At 36.1% G+C, this 19297-nt stretch carries 19 protein-coding genes; 7 read left to right on the top strand and 12 right to left on the bottom strand.

From position 1 onward, the window contains the following. Window positions 1–34 precede the first annotated feature (34 nt). From NAT51_RS16850 to NAT51_RS16820, 7 genes are all read right to left on the bottom strand, one after another. Complete coding sequence (locus NAT51_RS16850; protein WP_250600775.1) at window positions 35–547, bottom strand: hypothetical protein; 513 nt, start codon at window positions 545–547, stop codon at window positions 35–37. A gap of 92 nt (window positions 548–639) precedes the next feature. Next, window positions 640–2526: a T9SS type A sorting domain-containing protein gene (locus NAT51_RS16845; protein ID WP_250600773.1), complete on the bottom strand. Its 1887-nt coding sequence runs from the start codon at window positions 2524–2526 to the stop codon at window positions 640–642. 45 nt (window positions 2527–2571) lie between these two features. Next, window positions 2572–3522 (bottom strand): methionyl-tRNA formyltransferase, encoded by a 951-nt coding sequence (locus NAT51_RS16840; RefSeq protein ID WP_250600771.1) that lies wholly within the window; start codon window positions 3520–3522, stop codon window positions 2572–2574. Beyond that, window positions 3509–4660: an ABC transporter substrate-binding protein gene (locus NAT51_RS16835; protein ID WP_250600768.1), complete on the bottom strand. Its 1152-nt coding sequence runs from the start codon at window positions 4658–4660 to the stop codon at window positions 3509–3511. The genes NAT51_RS16840 and NAT51_RS16835 overlap by 14 nt, the downstream gene beginning before the upstream one ends. A gap of 37 nt (window positions 4661–4697) precedes the next feature. Next, a complete protein-coding gene (locus NAT51_RS16830) occupies window positions 4698–5249 on the bottom strand; it encodes a phage tail protein (protein ID WP_250600766.1) in 552 nt (183 codons plus the stop codon). 39 nt (window positions 5250–5288) lie between these two features. Continuing rightward, window positions 5289–5840 (bottom strand): phage tail protein, encoded by a 552-nt coding sequence (locus tag NAT51_RS16825; protein WP_250600756.1) that lies wholly within the window; start codon window positions 5838–5840, stop codon window positions 5289–5291. 48 nt (window positions 5841–5888) lie between these two features. Then, window positions 5889–6440, bottom strand: coding sequence for a phage tail protein (locus NAT51_RS16820; RefSeq protein WP_250600754.1), 552 nt, complete (start codon window positions 6438–6440; stop codon window positions 5889–5891). 153 nt (window positions 6441–6593) lie between these two features. On the opposite strand from NAT51_RS16820, the gene NAT51_RS16815 reads away from it, so the two are divergent. From NAT51_RS16815 to NAT51_RS16785, 7 genes are all read left to right on the top strand, one after another. Next, a complete protein-coding gene (locus NAT51_RS16815) occupies window positions 6594–6959 on the top strand; it encodes a hypothetical protein (RefSeq protein WP_250600752.1) in 366 nt (121 codons plus the stop codon). A gap of 11 nt (window positions 6960–6970) precedes the next feature. Next, window positions 6971–7732, top strand: coding sequence for a hypothetical protein (locus NAT51_RS16810; RefSeq protein ID WP_250600750.1), 762 nt, complete (start codon window positions 6971–6973; stop codon window positions 7730–7732). 18 nt (window positions 7733–7750) lie between these two features. Then, window positions 7751–8395: a hypothetical protein gene (locus tag NAT51_RS16805; protein ID WP_250600748.1), complete on the top strand. Its 645-nt coding sequence runs from the start codon at window positions 7751–7753 to the stop codon at window positions 8393–8395. Further along, a complete protein-coding gene (locus NAT51_RS16800; protein ID WP_250600746.1) occupies window positions 8385–9179 on the top strand; it encodes a sensor histidine kinase in 795 nt (264 codons plus the stop codon). Before NAT51_RS16805 ends, NAT51_RS16800 begins: the two co-directional genes overlap by 11 nt. A 1-nt stretch (window position 9180) precedes the next feature. Beyond that, entirely contained in the window at window positions 9181–9861 is a 681-nt protein-coding gene (locus tag NAT51_RS16795; protein WP_250600744.1) for a response regulator transcription factor, read from the top strand. A gap of 265 nt (window positions 9862–10126) precedes the next feature. After that, a complete protein-coding gene (locus tag NAT51_RS16790) occupies window positions 10127–11392 on the top strand; it encodes an asparagine synthetase B (protein ID WP_250600742.1) in 1266 nt (421 codons plus the stop codon). Between the two features lie 250 nt (window positions 11393–11642). Then, window positions 11643–12554 (top strand): glutaminase, encoded by a 912-nt coding sequence (locus NAT51_RS16785; RefSeq protein WP_250600740.1) that lies wholly within the window; start codon window positions 11643–11645, stop codon window positions 12552–12554. A 32-nt stretch (window positions 12555–12586) separates the two neighbouring features. On the opposite strand, the gene NAT51_RS16780 is transcribed toward NAT51_RS16785, so the two are convergent. The 5 genes from NAT51_RS16780 to thrS form a co-directional block, all read right to left on the bottom strand. Then, on the bottom strand, window positions 12587–14719 hold the full coding sequence (locus NAT51_RS16780) for a S9 family peptidase (protein WP_250600738.1): 2133 nt from the start codon (window positions 14717–14719) through the stop codon (window positions 12587–12589). Window positions 14720–14861: 142 nt separating this feature from the next. Then, window positions 14862–15206 (bottom strand): 50S ribosomal protein L20, encoded by a 345-nt coding sequence (rplT, locus tag NAT51_RS16775; RefSeq protein WP_250600736.1) that lies wholly within the window; start codon window positions 15204–15206, stop codon window positions 14862–14864. Between the two features lie 174 nt (window positions 15207–15380). Next, complete coding sequence (gene rpmI / locus NAT51_RS16770; RefSeq protein ID WP_250600734.1) at window positions 15381–15578, bottom strand: 50S ribosomal protein L35; 198 nt, start codon at window positions 15576–15578, stop codon at window positions 15381–15383. 116 nt (window positions 15579–15694) lie between these two features. Beyond that, entirely contained in the window at window positions 15695–16249 is a 555-nt protein-coding gene (gene infC / locus NAT51_RS16765; protein ID WP_394799708.1) for a translation initiation factor IF-3, read from the bottom strand. Between the two features lie 16 nt (window positions 16250–16265). Next, window positions 16266–18212, bottom strand: coding sequence for a threonine--tRNA ligase (gene thrS, locus NAT51_RS16760; protein ID WP_250600732.1), 1947 nt, complete (start codon window positions 18210–18212; stop codon window positions 16266–16268). Between the last annotated feature and the right edge of the window lie 1085 nt (window positions 18213–19297).

The following is a 19297-nucleotide window of genomic DNA, read 5'->3' as shown; positions in this document are numbered from 1 at the left end:
TTTATTTAGTATTTAGTTTGTGCCTTAAAATATTTTATTTTACCAATCTAAAATTGAAAGAAGAAGCTATTTCATTCTCTAAATGTTGATTTTTAGGACAATCTTTATAATCAAAATTTTTGTTGTAATTCCATTCATCACTATGTAAGTTACAACCACTTGTAGACAAATAGATATATCCTGTGTAAGGTTTGTATCCGGGTGCCGTAATTTCGACTTTAATTTTTTTACTTATTTTACCCGCGTCAGTAAAACCGGATATAATAGTATAATCACCGTTAGATGTTAGTATGTCTTGAGTTGAATTGAAAAGTCGATTTACTTTAGCTTTAACAGACATTTTGCAATTTTCAATTGGTTGTGACGTAGTTGCATCTAAAATTATTCCTTTTAAAACAATTTTTTTAGAAGCCTTTCCAAGAGGTAATAAGTCAATGACTGTACTTTTTTCTTTTTCAGTGTTATTAGCAAATACATTGGTTCCGGAAACCGCTAAAATTCCCATTGAAACGATACTCGCGTTTTTTACAAACAATCTTCTTTTCATAATTTTCAGATTTGATTTTTATAAGAATACTTTTCAATGATAATTTAAAATTATCATTGAAAAGTTTGTACTCTAATTAGTTTTAGAAAAAATTATTTTTTAATAATCATTTTTTGTGTAATCATTTTTGTGCCATCTGTACCTTTTACAAAGTAAATGCCATCAGATAATGAATTAACATTAATACTGTTTATCGTATTTGAATGTACTTTAAAAGTATTTACAATTTGTCCTAATTGATTTATTACTTGAAAATCCCCATCAAAATCTGATTTTATATTGACAGTATTACCATTATTAGGATTAGGATACAATAGGAATGATTTGTTTAAAACAAAATCATCGTTGCTTAATGTACTGTCCAGTAATCTTAAATGATCCATAGCCCATTCTTCATTACTTGAATTAGAGTGAGATCGGATTCTTAAATCCATTGTAGTTCCTGTGCCTGGAATTGAACTTTCAAATTGTTGAAAATTAGTTGTAAGTATTGTACCGTCACCAATATTGTCCGAATTAGTATCTAAAGCTAAAGATCTGTTATTTGTGCCTGAGCTAATATCGTTGTTTCCGTAAAATTTTAAAAGAGGGTTGTATGATCCTCCGTCAATTCTATATTCAACAATTATATAATCACTGTGAGTATCGCCCAAAGCTTGTGTGTCAAAAGCTGCTGATGTATTGTTAGCGGCAAAAAGTCCTTTAAAAACAAGATCAATTTTACCACTGATGTTAATACCTGTCCAGTCAATCTGTTGTTCTTCTGTACCAGCTACCGGTGCTCCGGAAATTTCATCATGATTTTCCCCTGCCCAAAACTTAGATCCTTGACCTGATAAATAACCTCCACTAAGGGATGAAACAAGATGAATGTTGGCATTATTTGTTCTGGTAAAATAGGAGGTGAATGGTGTCCCCGAACCCGTATTGCTTTCGGCAGTTCTAATTCCACTGGAAGGAGATCCTGCGTCTTCAAACGTATCATTCCAAAATGAAGGGGTTGGAGCCGGAACATAATTTACAACTGCATTACCATTCATTGTAGCTGTACATGCTCCAATGTTTCTTGTACCAACTACGGTGTACGTTCCTGATACTGTTTGAATTCCAAAAGAAATGGAAGATCCAGTACCCGCAACGGGTGCTCCTACATTAGCCGCCCCATTTTTTAATTGATAAGAAACCCCAACTTCTGAATTTGATAAACCAACAGAAACCGATGAACCTGTTCCTCCTCCTGTAACATTGTATACTATTGGATTAACACATGCCGGTCCTTCCTGAAGTTTAAAATTGTCTATTGCCCATTCCTCACTTCCTCCATTCATGTAACTTCTGATTCTAAGAGTCAAAGTTGTTCCGGTTGATGGGATTTGTTTTTCAAATGATTGAAAAGTTGAACTAAGAATTGTACCGTCACCTACATTATTTGCATCAGTATCCAATGATAACGATTTGTTATTTGTTCCACTGCTTATTCCGTTGTTTGCATAAAACTTTAAAAGAGGTAAGTAGCCACCTGCATCGATACTGTATTCAATGATAATATAATCATTGTGACTTGATCCAAAGGCTGAATTCTCAAAAGCTGCTGTTGTGTTATTAGCAGCAAAAAGTCCACTGAAGTGCAAATTTGTTTTACCACTGATATTAATTGAACTCCAGGTGATTTGTTGTTCCTCTGTACCGGCCACAATTGCCCCAGTTATTTCGTCATGATTTTCTCCAGCCCAAAATTTGGTTCCTTCTCCGGATAAATAACCGCCACTAAGATTAGTCACTACATCTATACCTGCATTGTTAGTTCTGGCAAAATAAGAAGTATAAGGCGTTCCGGTTCCGGTATTGCTTCCCGGAGTTCTTGTTCCGCTTGATGGAGCTCCCGCGTCCTCAAACGTATCGCTCCAAAAAACTTGTGCTTGTCCGGTAAATATACTAAACACAAGTAAGATGATTGATAAAGTAATTTTATTCTTCATTTTATTAAGGTTTTTAGTTTATTGAATGTTTATTCGTAACATTATTTAATTTAATATGTATTGATTTATTTTTTTTAATTTAGAATACTCTTTAGAGGTCATAATTCCCTGATCTGTACTTAAAATTGCTATACCGATTATTTCATTATCGGAACAGGCAACTTTTACCATGCCTTCATCAGATAATGATATAATGGTACCAACTTGTAAGCCATCATGAAGTTCATCTATTAAAACTACTGAAATAATTTTTATCTGCTCACCCAATAAAGTGGCGTCTGCACCTGTATTCCAGGGATTACATGCATTTACTAAGGCAACAATCTCCTGTCCATTCATATTTTTCCAATTGATATAGGTGTCAGACAATTCCGGTTTTTCGTAATAGCAGGAATCATTTTCGTCTTGAATAAAATTTGGTATTTTAGACCCGTACTCTAACATATTTGCCACATTAAGAACAACTTGAGATATTCTGTTGCTCATTTTGACAGTTAAACTGCCGTATGTTTCTTTTTCTTCTATTACAATTGGATCATTAAAAATAATATTACCCTGATCAAAGTTATTATTCATGAAATGGGCACAAATTGCAGTATTACTTTCCTGGTTTCTTAAAACTTCAAAAATAGGCATCGGGCCTCTGTATCTGGGTAATGGGCCAGGATGGAAATTAATGAATTTATCATGTCCATACGATAGGACTGATTCTGGTAACAGAAAAGGGAATGAAATCGAAAATATGTAATCAGGTTGAATTTCATCTATCCATTCACGCATAGCTGAAACGGATTTTTTTGTTGGAAAAGATTTAAAAGCTATTCCGCTGTTTGAGGCTTCGCTTTCTAATGCTTCTGTCGCTGTTTTATTCCCATTGCCAATTGCTATGCCATAAAGGAATTTTTCAAATGCTAATAGTTGCAATGTTTTAAAAGCAAACTTTCCGCCACATAATATTACTATTTTCTTTTTGTTTTCCATATTAAATGCAGACATAGCTATTATACCAGGCAGATGTTACCCCCTCTAATTCCTGACTGTATAAATCATCAAAATGTTGGTCGGTATTTTCTATTATGGTATTTATTTTTACAGAACACTTCCCGTTATCATCAGGTAAAATTGAAGCTTCGTATAGAGGAGAGATGGTCTGATTATGCTTTGAATAAAATGTTATTAATCCTCTGGGACTCTTAAACTGAAATTCATTAAGATCATCAACGACTTTCGATATGTTGTTAGTGTTGGTTTCCAGGAGAAATAATACTTTTTTAACTAATTCTGCACCTTCCCATCCTAACAATGTGAATATATTAGGTGTTTTGCCCAATAATTCTATTTCTTCAATAAATACTTTATTCTCCGGATTGATGATGTTTTTTGACCATGCAGCAATACCATGGATGTTGTTGCTTGGACAAATTACATTTTTCAACATTGTTTCTTCAAAACCAAAAGGAGTTAAAAAAATAGGAATGTTTGTATCATTGAATAAAACTTTTATTTGTTCGAAATACCATTGAACGTAATCACCGCTGAATAATGATAAAAAGGCCGAATCAGGATAAGAATTCAGATAGTCGGATAATGGCTCCATGGTAAAATCCTCTTCTTTATATCCGGTAGCATGATTGAAACATATTTTGCCCCCTTCATTTTCAAAACTTTTGGAAAGGCTATAGGTTTGTAAATAACCACCATCATAATAGCCGGTTATCATTCCACCCGTTTTATACCCCTTTTTGACTGCTAATTTTGATGATAAAAATGCCCCTAATGAATTGTGAAGGGAATGGTAAATTATATTAGGACAAACTGACCATTCCTGTGGCATGTTGGCGCCAGCATCGAGAACAATCAAAATTTTATTTGTAGCCAAGAATAAAGGGCGTAACAACTCTGCCATTCTATGGCCTATATAGGCTATAACCAAATCAGCATTTTCGTCCAATAATAATTTTTCTGCAGATCTATAGCATTGTTGCTTATCAGCGCCAAATCCTATATTCTCAGTTACAATTTTTAAATCCTCTGATCCTATTTTTTTTAAATTGGATTTGAGCCCTTCAAATAGGTCAAATCCAATTGTTGAATAATAAGTGGATTTAGGTAATAAAAGTCCAATTTTTTTCATTTACATTCTTTTTGACAATCGTAAATTGTCATTATCTTTAGTTGCGGGAAGGAAAAATACCTTCTGTGGCAATAGAGTAATTAATTGCTAAGTAAGGGTTCAAAATTGAAAAAGGCTGACTTCCTCCTGCCATGGCAGTTGCTCCGGAAACTACAGGTGCACCTAATGAAGCAGTGGGTGATGCCACAGGACCAAAAGTGTCATTTACCGCATTTCCGATATAATTATTCGCCGCTGCAGAATCTTCACTTGCTGAAGTTACTGGTATTCTTACGTTTATACCGGTTGCAGCATGATTGTGTATTGGCATATTAGCAGTTGTCAATGTTGTAGATACTGTACCTCCAACTTGTCCCATAACATAACTAGGTAATCCGGGTCCTTGTCCTTGACCGATAGGTGCACGCCCCTGTAAGTCAGGCAAAGCAAAAGTTGTTTGGCCATTCCCTCCATAGGTTGTTCCTAATAATGAAAAAAGAGCTGTATTTTGGGCAATTGATAATATTTGGCCCTGACAGGTTGCATAACCTCTTGGTGCGAAGTTAAATCCTAAAATTTTGATTTCTCCAATAAATGGTTCCGTAGACATAGTTTAAAATTTTATTTGATTAGTAATGAATGCTCTCAATTAATTTCTTGAAGGAAAGATACCTTGAAGGGCAATTGAATAATTTATTGTTAAATAAGGGTTCAAAATTGAAAAGGGCTGACTGCCTCCTGCTAAAGCTGTAGTTCCTGAAACTACCGGAGCTCCCAATGAACTGGTTGGCGATGCTACAGGTCCAAAAGTATCATTAACAGCATTACCGATATAATTATTGGCTGCTGCAGAATCTTCACTGGCTGAAGTTACAGGTATCCTTACGTTTATACCGGTTGCAGCATGATTGTGTATTGGCATATTGTTAGATAGTAGTGTCACATTTGTGGTTCCTGCTACTTCTCCCATACTATAAGCCGGTAGCCCCGGGCCTTGTCCTTGTCCAATAGGCATACGGCCTTGTAAATCAGGAAGAGCGAATGTAGTTTGCCCGTTTCCGCCATACATTGTTCCTAATAATGAAAAAAGTGCAGTATTCTGGGCGATTGATAATATTTGACCTTGACAGGTTGCATAGCTTCTTGGGGCGAAGTTAAATCCGAAAATTTTGATTTCCCCAATAAAAGGTTCTGTAGACATAGTTAGTTTGCTTTAAGTTCGACTATTGTACAAATATATGCTTTTTAATTAATTTCTTGACGGGAAAATTCCTTCAATTGCAATAGAGTAATTGACTGTTAAATAAGGATTTAAGATTGAAAAGGGTTGACTTCCCCCGGCCATGGCTGTTGCGCCTGAAACCACGGGTGCTCCCAATGAAGCCGTAGGTGAAGCATTGGGTCCAAAAGTATCACTTGCCGCATTTCCAATATAATTATTCGCCGCAGCAGAATCTTCACTTGCCGAAGTTACAGGTATCCTTATGTTTATACCGGTTGCGGCATGATTGTGAATCGGCATATTGTTTGTCGTTAAGGTTGTAGTTGTTGTTCCTGCTTTTTCTCCAATAGTATAAAAAGGTAAGCCTGGTCCTTGTCCTTGTCCAATGGGCATACGGCCTTGTAAATCAGGAAGAGCGAATGTAGTTTGACCATTACCGCCATACATTGTTCCTAATAATGAAAAAAGAGCTGTATTTTGGGCAATTGATAATATTTGGCCTTGACAGGTTGCATAACCTCTTGGTGCGAAATTAAATCCGAGAATTTTGATTTCTCCGATAAACGGTTCTGTAGACATACAATTGAATTTAAAAGTTAATGTTTTGTTTGAATTTGCTAATTTATTGCATACCTAAAAAAGCGGTACAGGTATTTCTACGTGTTTTTGACAGAGCCCTTTTTTTATTGAATTATAGTATTATTTTTGTTAAATAAACTAATCTGAAAAAATATGAAAGAAAACACAATTACACTCGAAGAAGCAAAAGCATGGGCAGCAAGATGGAGAAAAGAAGAAGGTGATTACAACAAACACCACGAATTGAAAGCTTTCCTTATCCCTAAAGTTGATTTATTGGAAGTTTTAGAAGAAGGTATTGATGCAGCAAGAGCTTATATAGGTATAGATGATGACGGAGTAGAGCGTTTAATGATTGTTGGCACCGTTTATGATGAAAAAACAGATACTTATGTTGATATGATTACCGGTGCTACCAGTAGAAATGATTCTTCAACATTACCGGAAGGGGATATTTATGACTTTACTAAGCCATGCCCTTCAACATGTGATATAAATAGTCCTTTATACGGTTCATAAAGGCATAAAAGATGAAAATTAACCTGATACTGTCTTTTTTTGTTCTTTTCTCGTTAGGTTCCTGCCAGAGAGAAGAAATGAAAAATGAGAATCCGAACAACATAAATCTTTCGGAATTTAATAACAAATGGAAAGATGCTGGTCTGGATGTCAGTATGTTGAAATCGAAACAGAAAATAACCAGTTATCTGTTTTCTGATAAAGCAGTGCTTAACCTGTTAAGAAACCCTGAAGCTTATGGCTTTAGGGTTGTTTTAGGTTTGACAAACGGCAAATTGGATACAAAGTTGCAATGTGTGAAAAGAAACGGAGTAAATCTGGGTATAATTAATCCGATGGTGTATTGTGACAGGTCGTTTAACGATGTTATAAATGAATTGGAAAATTCAAATCTTGAATTTTCAAGCAGTAATAACATAGCTGCAATGCATTTACTTCAACCGGCTGCAGCATACGGTTATCTTAACAGATGGAATACTGAATTGTCTGAGAATGACAATGAAACCCTTTTAGAGATTGTTTCCTATGATAATGAACGTATACGGTATTTTAACCTAAAGAAGGAAATTGTTCAGGAAATAACGGCTTTTGAAGGTTTCAAATATTTTGGAGTGTTTTTCGGAATAAACCCTTCCGGGAAATTAACTACCGTTATGATGGGATTAAACAAAGACAAAAAGATTATTTTGCCTTCATTGCCACAAGGAACTAATCCAAATAGTTCAGGAGCTATTTACGATTTTTCACAGCCATGTCCGTCAACTTGTGATTAATGAATTATTTAAAAAGGAATGGTTTTAGAAATTTTTGCAAATCTGGGCTATATCATTTTACTGATTAATACAGTAATTTTTTTAATGGGTTTTTCAAAATGGGGGAAAGCTTATAAGATTTTTGCTTTTTACCTATTTGTGATGTTTCTGATTCAAATAACTGTCGGAACATTACAATATATGAGAATCGACAACTTGTTTCTGTCTCATTTTTATTTTATCCTGCAATTTATTTTATTAAGCTTTTTTTATTTGAATCTTGGATTGAATGGGGTTCAGAAGAAAATTATCCAATTAGGTTTTGTTTTTTGTCTTCTGACACTTTCGGTACAGTATGCTTTGGATTTCAGTCTGTTTTTGAAATTCAACTTATTTGAAATCTTCATCACTTCTTTCCTTATTATACTCTATGGTACATTTCAACTGTACAACCTGTTAAATGAGAAAAAGGAATTTTATTACATTAATCTTGGGATCCTGATTTATTTATTCGGAAGTACTGTTTTATTCCTGGTCGGAAATCTGGCTACAAAAATGGCAACCGAATTCAATGATATTCCCTGGATACTGAATGCACTTCTCTATGTGGTTTATCAGATATTTATTCTGTATGAATGGAAGAAAAGTTTTTCAGGAACTAAAAAGTTGAGTTATGGACAGTAATGCTGCTATACAACAAAATGAATTAATAAGCGCAATTATATATACATTCAGTGCTTTTTTGCTATTGGCTTTGCTACTGGTACTCTTTTTTTATTTTTCGAGAAAGAAAATTATTCAGAAAGAAATTGAAAAAAAGAATATGGAAGTCAATTACCAAAAAGAGCTACTGCATTCCATAATTGTTACACAGGAGGAAGAAAGAAAAAGAATCGCACAGGATTTGCATGATGACATCAGTTCAAAGTTGAATATTGTTTCACTTAACAGTCATTTGCTCACTGCAAGTAATTTGTCTGAAATCCAGATTGCAGAAATTTCAGCCAATATCATCAATCTTACCACTAAGGCACTGGATAATTCCAGAAGAATTGCCCATGATTTATTGCCTCCGGTTCTTGAAAAATTCGGGTTACATGCAGGTGTTGAAGAATTATGTTTCGAAATCAACAGCAGTAAGTCAATTGAAATTGAGTATAAAAATTCGGTTGAATTCGATAATAATGAAATCCATAAACATTTACATGTTTTCAGGATTATACAGGAATTGTTCAATAATTCCCTGAAGCACGGAAAATCATCGAAGATTTCGCTTTCATTTGAGCAAAAAAATGGTTTTGTATACTGTAAGTTTTCAGATAACGGCATTGGTTTCGATGTTGAAAATTTTGAAAACCAAAAAGGTCTGGGAATGAAAAATATAGAAAGCCGGGTAAGTTTCCTCAAAGGAGCTTTGCATGTAGATTCTGAATTGAATAAAGGAACGCAAGTAATTTTTAATTTTTAAAATGAAAAATACAATAAAGATTATTCTGGCCGATGATGAAGTGTTATTCCGTAAAGGGATATCTTTTTTACTGGACAGGGAAGAAAACTTCGAAATTATTTTTGAAGTATCCAATGGTAAAGAACTGATTTCTTTTTTGAAAGAAAGCAGTATTCATCCGGATATTATAATGATGGATCTCAAAATGCCATACCTGAATGGGGTTGAAACTACCCGCGTCATTCATGAGGAATTTCCGGATATAAAAATAATAGCCCTAACCAGTTATGACTCAAAGTCATTCATTGCCAATATGATCAACATAGGGGCTGCTTCCTATTTAGTTAAGAATACAACTCCGGTTGAAATGATTAAAACGATCAATGAGGTTTATGAAAAAGGATTGCATTATAACGAGCAGGTTTTAAAAATTATTCAGGAAGGAATAACCGCAAGCCCAACCAAGCCACATAAAACATTGTTTGATGAGGACTACCTGACGAACAGGGAAAAAGAGGTTCTGCTTCTGATCTGTAAACAGCTCAATACCCATGAAATTGCAGACAAACTCTTTATAAGCCCGAGAACGGTTGAAGGCCACCGCAATAATTTGTTGCTCAAAACCGAGTCTAAAAATGTGGCAGGTCTTGTAGTTTATGCCATTCAGAATAAAATTATCGCTGTCGATGATTTAGCTATTTGACAGGAAAGATGATATAACCAGAAAATAATAGACTGCAAGAATAAGAGTTAACAGGATGATACCTATTCTTTTGATGGAATAAAAAAAGTACTTTTTATTCTTTTCTGTTGTAGTGTGGACAATTCCCATATTTAGACTTGTTGATCCAAAGAACAAATTTAGCCACTTTATTGTTGACAGCATTACGTATTTCTACGTGTTTTAATATAGTTATAACAGTAAAATAAAAAAGAACTGACTATATTTGGATAGAAATATGTTTAAGATGAAATGTAAAACTTCGTTAGCTTTTATCCTATTGTTTTTGATTTCCTTTTCATTGAGGGCAAATTATGTATTGCTGCCAATGGACGAAAACGCTCAGAAAAACCACCTGAAAGCATACGGGATAACCTATTGGGCTATTGAAAAGCAATACAAGGCCAGCTGGCTTTTGAATTACCGTGGCGGTTCTTTTCTTTTGCCGGATGCAGATGAAATCAGAAAGGAATGCCAAATAAGGGGAGTAAGTTTTGAAGTGTTATCCGATACAGAAACGAATCAGATTCTTGCTGAAATAGCATCTCCTTCCCAAAATATGGAAGTGGTAGCTTTAGAAAAAGCGCCAAAAGTAGCTGTTTATACCCCAAAAGGAAAACAACCCTGGGATGATGCCGTTACTTTGGTATTGAAATATGCCGAAATTCCCTATAAAGAAGTATACGACGAAGAGGTGTTAAGTGATCAGTTGTTGCTTTACGACTGGCTACACTTGCATCACGAAGATTTTACCGGACAATACGGTAAGTTTTATGCGAATTACCGCAATATGCCTTGGTATATCGAGCAGAAAAAAGAAGCAGAAATTTTAGCCCAAAAACTGGGATTCAAAAAAGTATCAGAAGAAAAACTGGCTGTAACCAAGAAGATAAGGGATTTTGTTATCGGTGGAGGCTTTATGTTTGCCATGTGTTCGGCTACTGACAGCTTTGATATTGCATTAGCTGCTGAAGGTGTCGATATCTGTGAAGCAATGTTTGACGGGGATCCAAGCGAACCAAACTACCAATCCAAAATTGATTTCAATAAAACATTTGCTTTCAAGGATTTTGTGCTGGAAAGAAGACCAGACCGTTATGAATTTTCCAATATAGACATGACCGAAAAAAGAGTAGTTCCTTTCGAAAAAGATTATTTTACCCTGATGGAGTTTTCTGCCAAGTGGGATGTTATTCCGTCAATGCTCTGCCAAAACCACACACAATTGGTTAAAGGGTTTATGGGACAAAGTACTTCTTTCGACAGGGAACTGATTAAATCAAATGTCCTGATAATGGGGGAATGCATGATTAATGGGGAAGCACGGTATATTCATTCCCAAAAAGGAAAAGGGTTCTTTACATTTTATGGAGGTCATGATCCTGAAGATTACCAGCATAGGGTAGGTGATGAGCCTACAACACTGGAGCTGCATCCTAACTCACCGGGCTACCGTCTGATATTGAATAATATTTTGTTTCCTGCCGCTAAGAAAAAACATCAAAAAACCTGATTTTTTTTATTAACGGAACAATAAAAAATTATTAATTTTGTTACTTAAGCAACCCAAATCTTATAGAAACAAAATGAATAAAGATTCTGAATTTAGAATCACTTATAAAGACGTTTTGTATGTAATTACTTTAGTATTCTTACTCTGTGTAATTGCTTATGCATGATAGCTTTATAAGTGAAAATATAAAATCCCAAAGTCATTATTGTTGAGTTTGGGATTTTTTATTGAATAAAGCTCAAATTGCATCATGGATTATTTAACCATACTTGAAGATATTTACAAGGAATCACAAGGCCAACCTAAAATAGGCCTGGTTTCAACTTCCATTCCGGAACTTTCCATTATTAATCCCGACAAATTCGGAATCCATCTTTTAACCATGAACGGACAGGATTTCAGTATCGGTGATGCCTCCGAAAAGTTTTCCATTCAGTCGGTTTCAAAGGTATTGTCCCTTACTTTGGCTTTTTCGATTGTAGGTGAAAAAATTTGGGAGCGGGTAGGAGTGGAACCATCAGGAAATCCTTTTAACTCGTTGGTCCAATTGGAATATGAGAAAGGAATTCCGCGTAATCCTTTTATCAATGCCGGTGCTTTGGTTATTGCCGATGTTCTGATCTCCGAATTGAAAAACCCAAAGCAGGATTTTATCGAATTCATAAGGGAAGTTTCAGGTAATCCTACTATTGATTTCAATCCTGAGGTTGCTAACTCGGAAAAAAATGCAGGTTTTAGAAATGCAGCCCTGGCTAATTTCCTGAAATCCTTCGGCAATATTAAAAATGATATCAATGAAGTATTGGATTTTTATTTCTACCAATGCTCAATTGAAATGACCTGTAAAGAACTCGCGCACGCATTTTACTTTTTTGCTAATGAAGGAAAAACAGAAGCCGGGAAACAGGTTTTGAATACAAGCCAGGTGAAAAGGCTGAATGCTTTAATGCAAACCTGTGGTTTCTATGATGAATCAGGGGAGTTTACCTATAGGGTGGGTTTACCCGGTAAAAGCGGTATTGGCGGAGGAATAGTGGCCTTGTACCCTAAAAACTTTGTGGTGGCTTCCTGGTCACCACGCTTAAATGAAAAAGGAAATTCAGAATTGGGAATGTTCGCTCTGGAGCAGCTAACCACAAAAACAGGAATGTCAATATTTTAATTAAAAAGAGCCACTATATAGTGGCTCTTTTTTTATTTATTGTTTTCAATTACATAATCCAATACTTTCTGGATCAAGTGAACTCTGTCTTTCCCTAATACATTGTGTTTGTGCATAGGGTAAGGGAAGTAATCCACCTGCTTTTGCGTTTCCACAAATTTCTTAACTAATGATAAATTGTGTTGCTCTAACACCACATCATCACTTGTTCCGTGAATTAGTAATAATTTACCTTTTAAATCTTTTGCATAATTCAATACACAAGCTTCTTCATATCCTTTAGGATTTTCTTCCGGTGTATCCATATAGCGCTCTCCGTACATGATTTCATACCATTTCCAGTCGATAACCGGACCACCTGCAACACCTACTTTAAATGTATTTGGTTGACGAAGCATTAACGATGTGGTCATGAATCCTCCAAAGCTCCATCCGTGTACTGCTAAACGGTTGGCATCAACATATGGAAGTGATTTTAAGTATTCAATTCCTAACATCTGGTCTTCTATTTCATTAACCCCCAGTCTTCCGTGAATAGCGCTTTCAAAAGCAACACCTCGGTTGTCTGAACCTCTGTTGTCTAAAGTAAATACTAAATAACCTTGCTCGGCCATATAGTACATCCATAAGTTGGCTCCGTCTAAATAAGAGTTGGTAATCAATTGTGCATGAGGACCGCCATAAACATAGACTAAAACAGGGTATTTCTTAGCAGGATCAAAGTTACTTGGTTTAATTACACGGGTAAATAAATCGGTTACACCGTCTGCAGATTTAATCGTTTTGATATCAGCAGTACCCATGAAGTAATCTTTGTACTTGTTCTCGCTCTCTAAAAGTAATTTCCCTTTTTGGTTTTTATCATATAAAACCGATTTTGAAGGAGTCGTATGATTTGAATATTCATCTAAAACCCAGTTACCGTCTGCACTGAATGAAACAGCGTGAACTCCCTGGTCTTTTGTAATAAGGGTTTGCTTTCCTTTTAGGTCTACTTTGTATCCTAACATGTTTGTTCCATTCTCACCGGTAGCCATAAAGAAAACTTCTGTTCCTGCTGTATTGGCACCTAAAATAGCTCTGGTTGGGAATTTATTCTGGGTTAGTTTCTTAATCAGTCTTCCTTCTAAATTATAGTAGTAAAGATTGTTGAAACCGTCTTTTTCCGAAATCCAGATAAAATTGTTGGTTTTAGCCGATGGGAAAAAAGCAGGATGTTCCGGTTCTACCCATTTAGTGCTTTTTTCGTTTAAGATAGTGTGTACAAATGTTCCTGTGTTTGCATCATACAAGTTCAGGTTCATGTCATTCTGGCCACGGTTTAATTCGGCTATAAGAAGGTATTTTTCATCCGGAGTCCAACTAACATTGGTTAAATAATCATTCACATTGCCTTTCGGACTAATGAAAACGGTTTTCCCGGTTGCAATGTTGTAGATGCCGACTTTCGGTTTCTCAGATTTCTGACCGGCCATGGGGTATTTAATGTTAACCAGCTTACCCGGTGTTTGTGTGATGTCTAATAAAGGATAATTGCCAACTTCCGTTTCGTCTTTCTGATAAAAGGCAAGGAAGTTAGATTTTGGTGACCAGAAGATACCTCCTTTAATTCCAAATTCATTTCTGGCAATCGATTGTCCGGAAACAATTTCAGGATTACTCTCGTTGGTTACTGCTACTTTTTCCTGATTTTGGTTGAAGAAGTATAAGTTGTTTTTTTCAGTAAAAGCTAAGTATTGCTTTTTAGAATCAAACGTAATGTTTTCAGCTGTTTCTGTTGCCTGCTGTATTTTTTTTCCTGTTTTGGCAGTAAGATCATAAGTGAAGTATTTTCCTCCTTCGGTTACCAGAACAGTATTGGCGTCTATCCATTCCAAACCGCCAAAGTTTTTCAGCTTGGTACCTAAAGCGGTATTGATGTCGGCCAGTTTAACATATTCAGCCGTAGTGTTGTCTGTAGCTTGTCCTGTAACCATTTTGGTCCAGGCATCAGTATAGTAAACATACTTGCTTGTGTTGGGAATCCACTGGAAACCCGCTAAACGGTCAGCTCTGAATTGTCTGTTTTGCTGTAAAACGGATTCTTCAAGTGTTAGTTTTTTGCTTTGCGCAAAAGTGGTCAGACTTAAAGAAACGCTCAGTAAAACCAGTATTCGTTTATTCATGATATAGTAATTTGAGTTGTTGGCAAATGTATTAAAAATGAGGCTTTAAAAGCTAATTTTTAGAAAACCTTATGAAATAAAAAATCCCATTCGTTAAAATGGGATTTAAGGTAAGTAAGTCAAATATGTTGTTAAACGTTTATTATTTTACTTTGTTAAGAATAGCTTTGAAAGCCTCTGGGTGGTTCATCGCTAAATCAGCTAAAACCTTACGGTTTAACTCGATGTTGTTAGCTTTGATTTTACCCATGAACTGAGAGTAAGACATTCCTTCTAATCTTGCACCAGCGTTAATACGCATAATCCATAAAGAACGGAAGTTTCTCTTTTTTTGCTTTCTGTCACGGTAAGCATAAAGCATTGCTTTTTCTACCGCATTCTTAGCAACTGTCCAAACGTTTTTTCTACGGCCAAAGAAACCTTTGGCTTGCTTCATTATCTTTTTTCTTCTTGCTCTTTTAGCAACTGAATTTACTGATCTTGGCATAATTTTACTTTTTTTTTGAAGTAAGGCGGCTTGCGCACTTTCGAATTCTCAGAATCTTAATCCTGATTTTTATTCGCCCACCCCAGGGTTATTGAATTGTTTTAACCTAAAGAACTTTGGGTTACATTATAAAATTGTACACTTTAAACTTTTGCCTAAAGCTTACAGCTTTTATTACATAATTCTTAATTGCTCTTTAACACTTCTCTCGTCTGATGGGTGAACCAATGCAGAGTGAGTTAACGCTAATTTACGTTTCTTAGACTTTTTAGTCAAAATGTGACTTTTAAAAGCGTGTTTTCTTTTAATTTTTCCAGAGCCAGTAACTTTAAAACGTTTCTTAGCACTAGATTTAGTTTTCATTTTAGGCATAATTTCCCAAATTTATTTAATTCAACTTACTTACTTTCTTTTGAGTCTGAAGCCTAACGTTTAAAGTCTTAAAGTGTTGCAACTTTTGACTTAAGAACTTTCAGCTTTTGACTTAACTATTTTTTCTTTTTCGGAGTAATGAACATGATCATTCTCTTTCCTTCAAGAACCGGCATAGCTTCAACTTTTCCAACTTCTTCCAAGTCCTGTGCCAATCTTAATAATAAGATTTGTCCTTGCTCTTTATAAATAATCGAACGTCCTTTGAAGAATACGAATGCTTTTAACTTCGAACCTTCCTTCAGGAATTTCTCCGCGTTTTTCTTTTTGAATTCATAATCGTGCTCATCTGTCTGAGGTCCGAAACGAATTTCTTTAATGGTAATCTGCGTGGATTTTGCCTTTAGTTCTTTTTCTCTTCGCTTTTGCTCGTATAGGAACTTTTTATAGTCCATGATTTTACATACCGGCGGTTCAGCGTTTGGAGAAATCTCCACTAAATCCAATTCAAATTCGTCTGCTAAGCGTAATGCTTCAGAAGTTTTGTAAACTCCCGGCTCTACATTTTCCCCTACAAGACGTACTTCTGGCACACGAATGTTGTTGTTAATTCTGTGTGCGTCTTTTTTTTCTACTCGAGGTTGAAATCCTCTGTTGTTTCTGATTGCGATAACCTTAAATTTTTAGTTAAACTTCAAATGTCTTTAATGATTTGCTCACTTCTTCGTTCACAAGAGCGATAAACTCATCTATTTTAATTGTAATATTTCCTTTTCCTTCTTGACCGTGACGTCTCACCGATACTGTTCCGTTTTTCTCTTCTTCCTCGCCAACTATCAGCATAAACGGGTATTTCTTCACTTCAGCCTCACGGATTTTCTTACCGATCGTCTCGTTACGGTTGTCAATTAGGGCGCGAATTTCGTGATTTTCTAGCAAATCTGAAACTTTTTTCGCATAATTTTCATATTTCTCGCTCAAACTTAGGATAATAGCCTGTTCCGGCATTAACCAAAGTGGGAAATTTCCACCGGTATGCTCCAGTAAAATTGCAATGAATCGCTCCATTGAACCAAACGGCGCACGGTGAATCATTACCGGCCTGTGTAATTCGTTGTCAGCTCCTTTGTAAGTCAGGTCAAAACGCTCCGGTAAGTTGTAATCTACCTGGATGGTTCCTAACTGCCAGCTTCTTCCCAAGGCATCTTTTACCATGAAGTCAAGTTTCGGACCGTAGAAAGCGGCTTCTCCTGCCTCAATAACATAGTTCAGTCCTTTGTCTTTTGCAGCACTGATAATCGCGTTTTCTGCTTTCTCCCAGTTTTCAACGCTTCCGATGTATTTGTCAGGATTGCTCAAATCACGCACCGATACCTGTGCCGTAAAATTCTCAAATCCTAACGAACCGAATACATATAGTACTAAGTCGATTACGTTTTTAAACTCCTGGTCTAACTGATCCGGTGTACAAAATAAGTGCGCATCATCCTGAGTGAATCCTCTTACACGTGTCAAACCGTGTAATTCTCCTGATTGCTCATAACGGTATACGGTACCAAATTCTGCATAACGCTTCGGTAAGTCTTTGTACGACCATGGTCTTGCATTGTAAATCTCACAGTGGTGCGGACAGTTCATCGGTTTTAATAAAAACTCTTCTCCTTCTGCCGGTGTATGAATCGGCTGGAAACTGTCTGCTCCGTATTTGGCATAGTGACCTGAAGTCACATATAATTCTTTCTGACCGATATGAGGGGAAACTACTTGCTCATATCCTGCCTTCTTCTGTGCTTTTTTAAGGAATTGCTCCAAACGGTCGCGTAAAGCGGCTCCTTTTGGTAGCCATAACGGTAATCCCTGGCCCACACGTTGTGAGAAGTGGAATAATTCCAGTTCTTTTCCAAGTTTTCTGTGGTCACGGCGTTTTGCTTCTTCCAGTAATTCCAAATAGTCAGTCAAATCTTTTTGTTTCGGGAACGAAATTCCGTACACACGTGTCAACTGCTTGTTTTTTTCGTCACCTCTCCAGTAAGCACCTGCAACTGAAAGGATTTTCATTGCTTTAATGATTCCTGTATTCGGAATGTGTCCTCCTCGGCATAAGTCGGTGAATGTAGAGTGGTCGCAAAATGTAATCGTTCCGTCTTCTAAATTCTGGATCAATTCTGTTTTGAACTCATTGTCTTTGTATAGTTCCAATGCTTCAGCTTTTGTAGCCGAACGCATTTTGAATTCATGTTTCTCGCGGGCAATCTCTAAAACCCTGTCTTCAATTTTCTTGAAATCAGCATCGGTAATCTTTTTGTCACCAAAATCCACGTCATAGTAAAAACCTCTCTCAATAGCCGGACCAATTGTTAATTTGATTCCCGGATATAATTCTTCAAGAGCCTGTGCCATTACGTGCGAAGTCGAATGCCAGAACGCTTTTTTACCGTCTGCATCATTCCATGTAAATAATGTAAGCGTACCATCGGTCGTTAATTGGGTTTCAGCCTCAATTGTTGTATTGTTAAAAGAAGCCGAAATCACATTTCTTGCTAAACCTTCACTGATAGATTTAGCCACATCCATAGGAGTTACGCCACTTGCGTACTCTCTAACCGAACCGTCTGGTAAAGTAATCTTAATCATTATTGTTAATTTAAGTCCGCAAATATATGCCTTTCGCAAAACACATACAATATATATAGGTATATTCTTTCGTGTAATTAGTGATTAGTAGTTAGTGATTAGTGAAGAGTCCTTAGTTCTTAGTAGGGAATGTTCGGTTGTTAGAGATAAGAAGTCCAAGCCGTCTAAGTAGTTCAGCAATCGGACAATCTGATAATCGAACAATCTAAGAAATCTAAGCAGTCTGATAATCTAATAATCGAACAATCTAACTAATGGCGTGCCCCTCCGTTCCTCCGGGTCGGGCTCTTTGCTGTATCTTTTATTCCGCTGCGCTGCATAAAAGGATGCCGCTTCGATCCCTCACGCGGGCGTGCATCATTAAAGAAAGTATACCTTATATATAGGAGTAAAGTCTTTATTGGTTTGCAACCCTGTCAGCGGCGGTTACTGAGCTTGTCGAAGTATCAAACCCTGACAGGGTTAAACATGCCGGTTTCCGGTTGGCGTTATATGCTATATAAGATAGGGTTGACCCATACTTGACCCGTACTTGACCCGTATCAAAGTAATATCAAAGTAATATCAAAGTAATATCAAAGTAATATCAAAGTAATATCAAAGTAATATCAAAGTAATATCAAAGTAATATCAAAGTAATATCAAAGTAATATCAAAGTAATATCAAAGTACGGAACGGTGGCTGAGGCTCTCGAAGCCAAGTGCAGTAGGCGTGCAGTACGGCTTAATAAGTATACCTATATATAATAAGTATGCCTTATACTATATATATAAGAGTAGGAGAGAGCTGTTTTAGATCATGCTTGCATTCTTCTGGAAAAACTTTCCTGTCTAACTTGCTGAGGTTCAGTTGAAGTGTAAAAAAGAGGTAAAAAAGATTAAGAAAAGGTTAGGAAAAGTGAAAATAAGTGGTACTTTTGCACCCGCATTGAACAACAAGTGAGATGTGAAACAAGCAGAGTTCTTTAACATAATGTTCTTAAAAAGTCTAAGTGATTGGGTTTGAAACGAAAGTAAAAAACTTAAAAAATAATCGCGAAAAGATTTGGAAAGAAGAAAATAAAGATGTTATCTTTGCACCCCGC

The organism is Flavobacterium amniphilum (assembly GCF_023634845.1).
GTDB lineage: Bacteria > Bacteroidota > Bacteroidia > Flavobacteriales > Flavobacteriaceae > Flavobacterium > Flavobacterium amniphilum.
The sequence above is the reverse complement of the archived record's forward strand: the minus strand, read 5'-3'. Positions and strand labels throughout refer to the sequence as shown.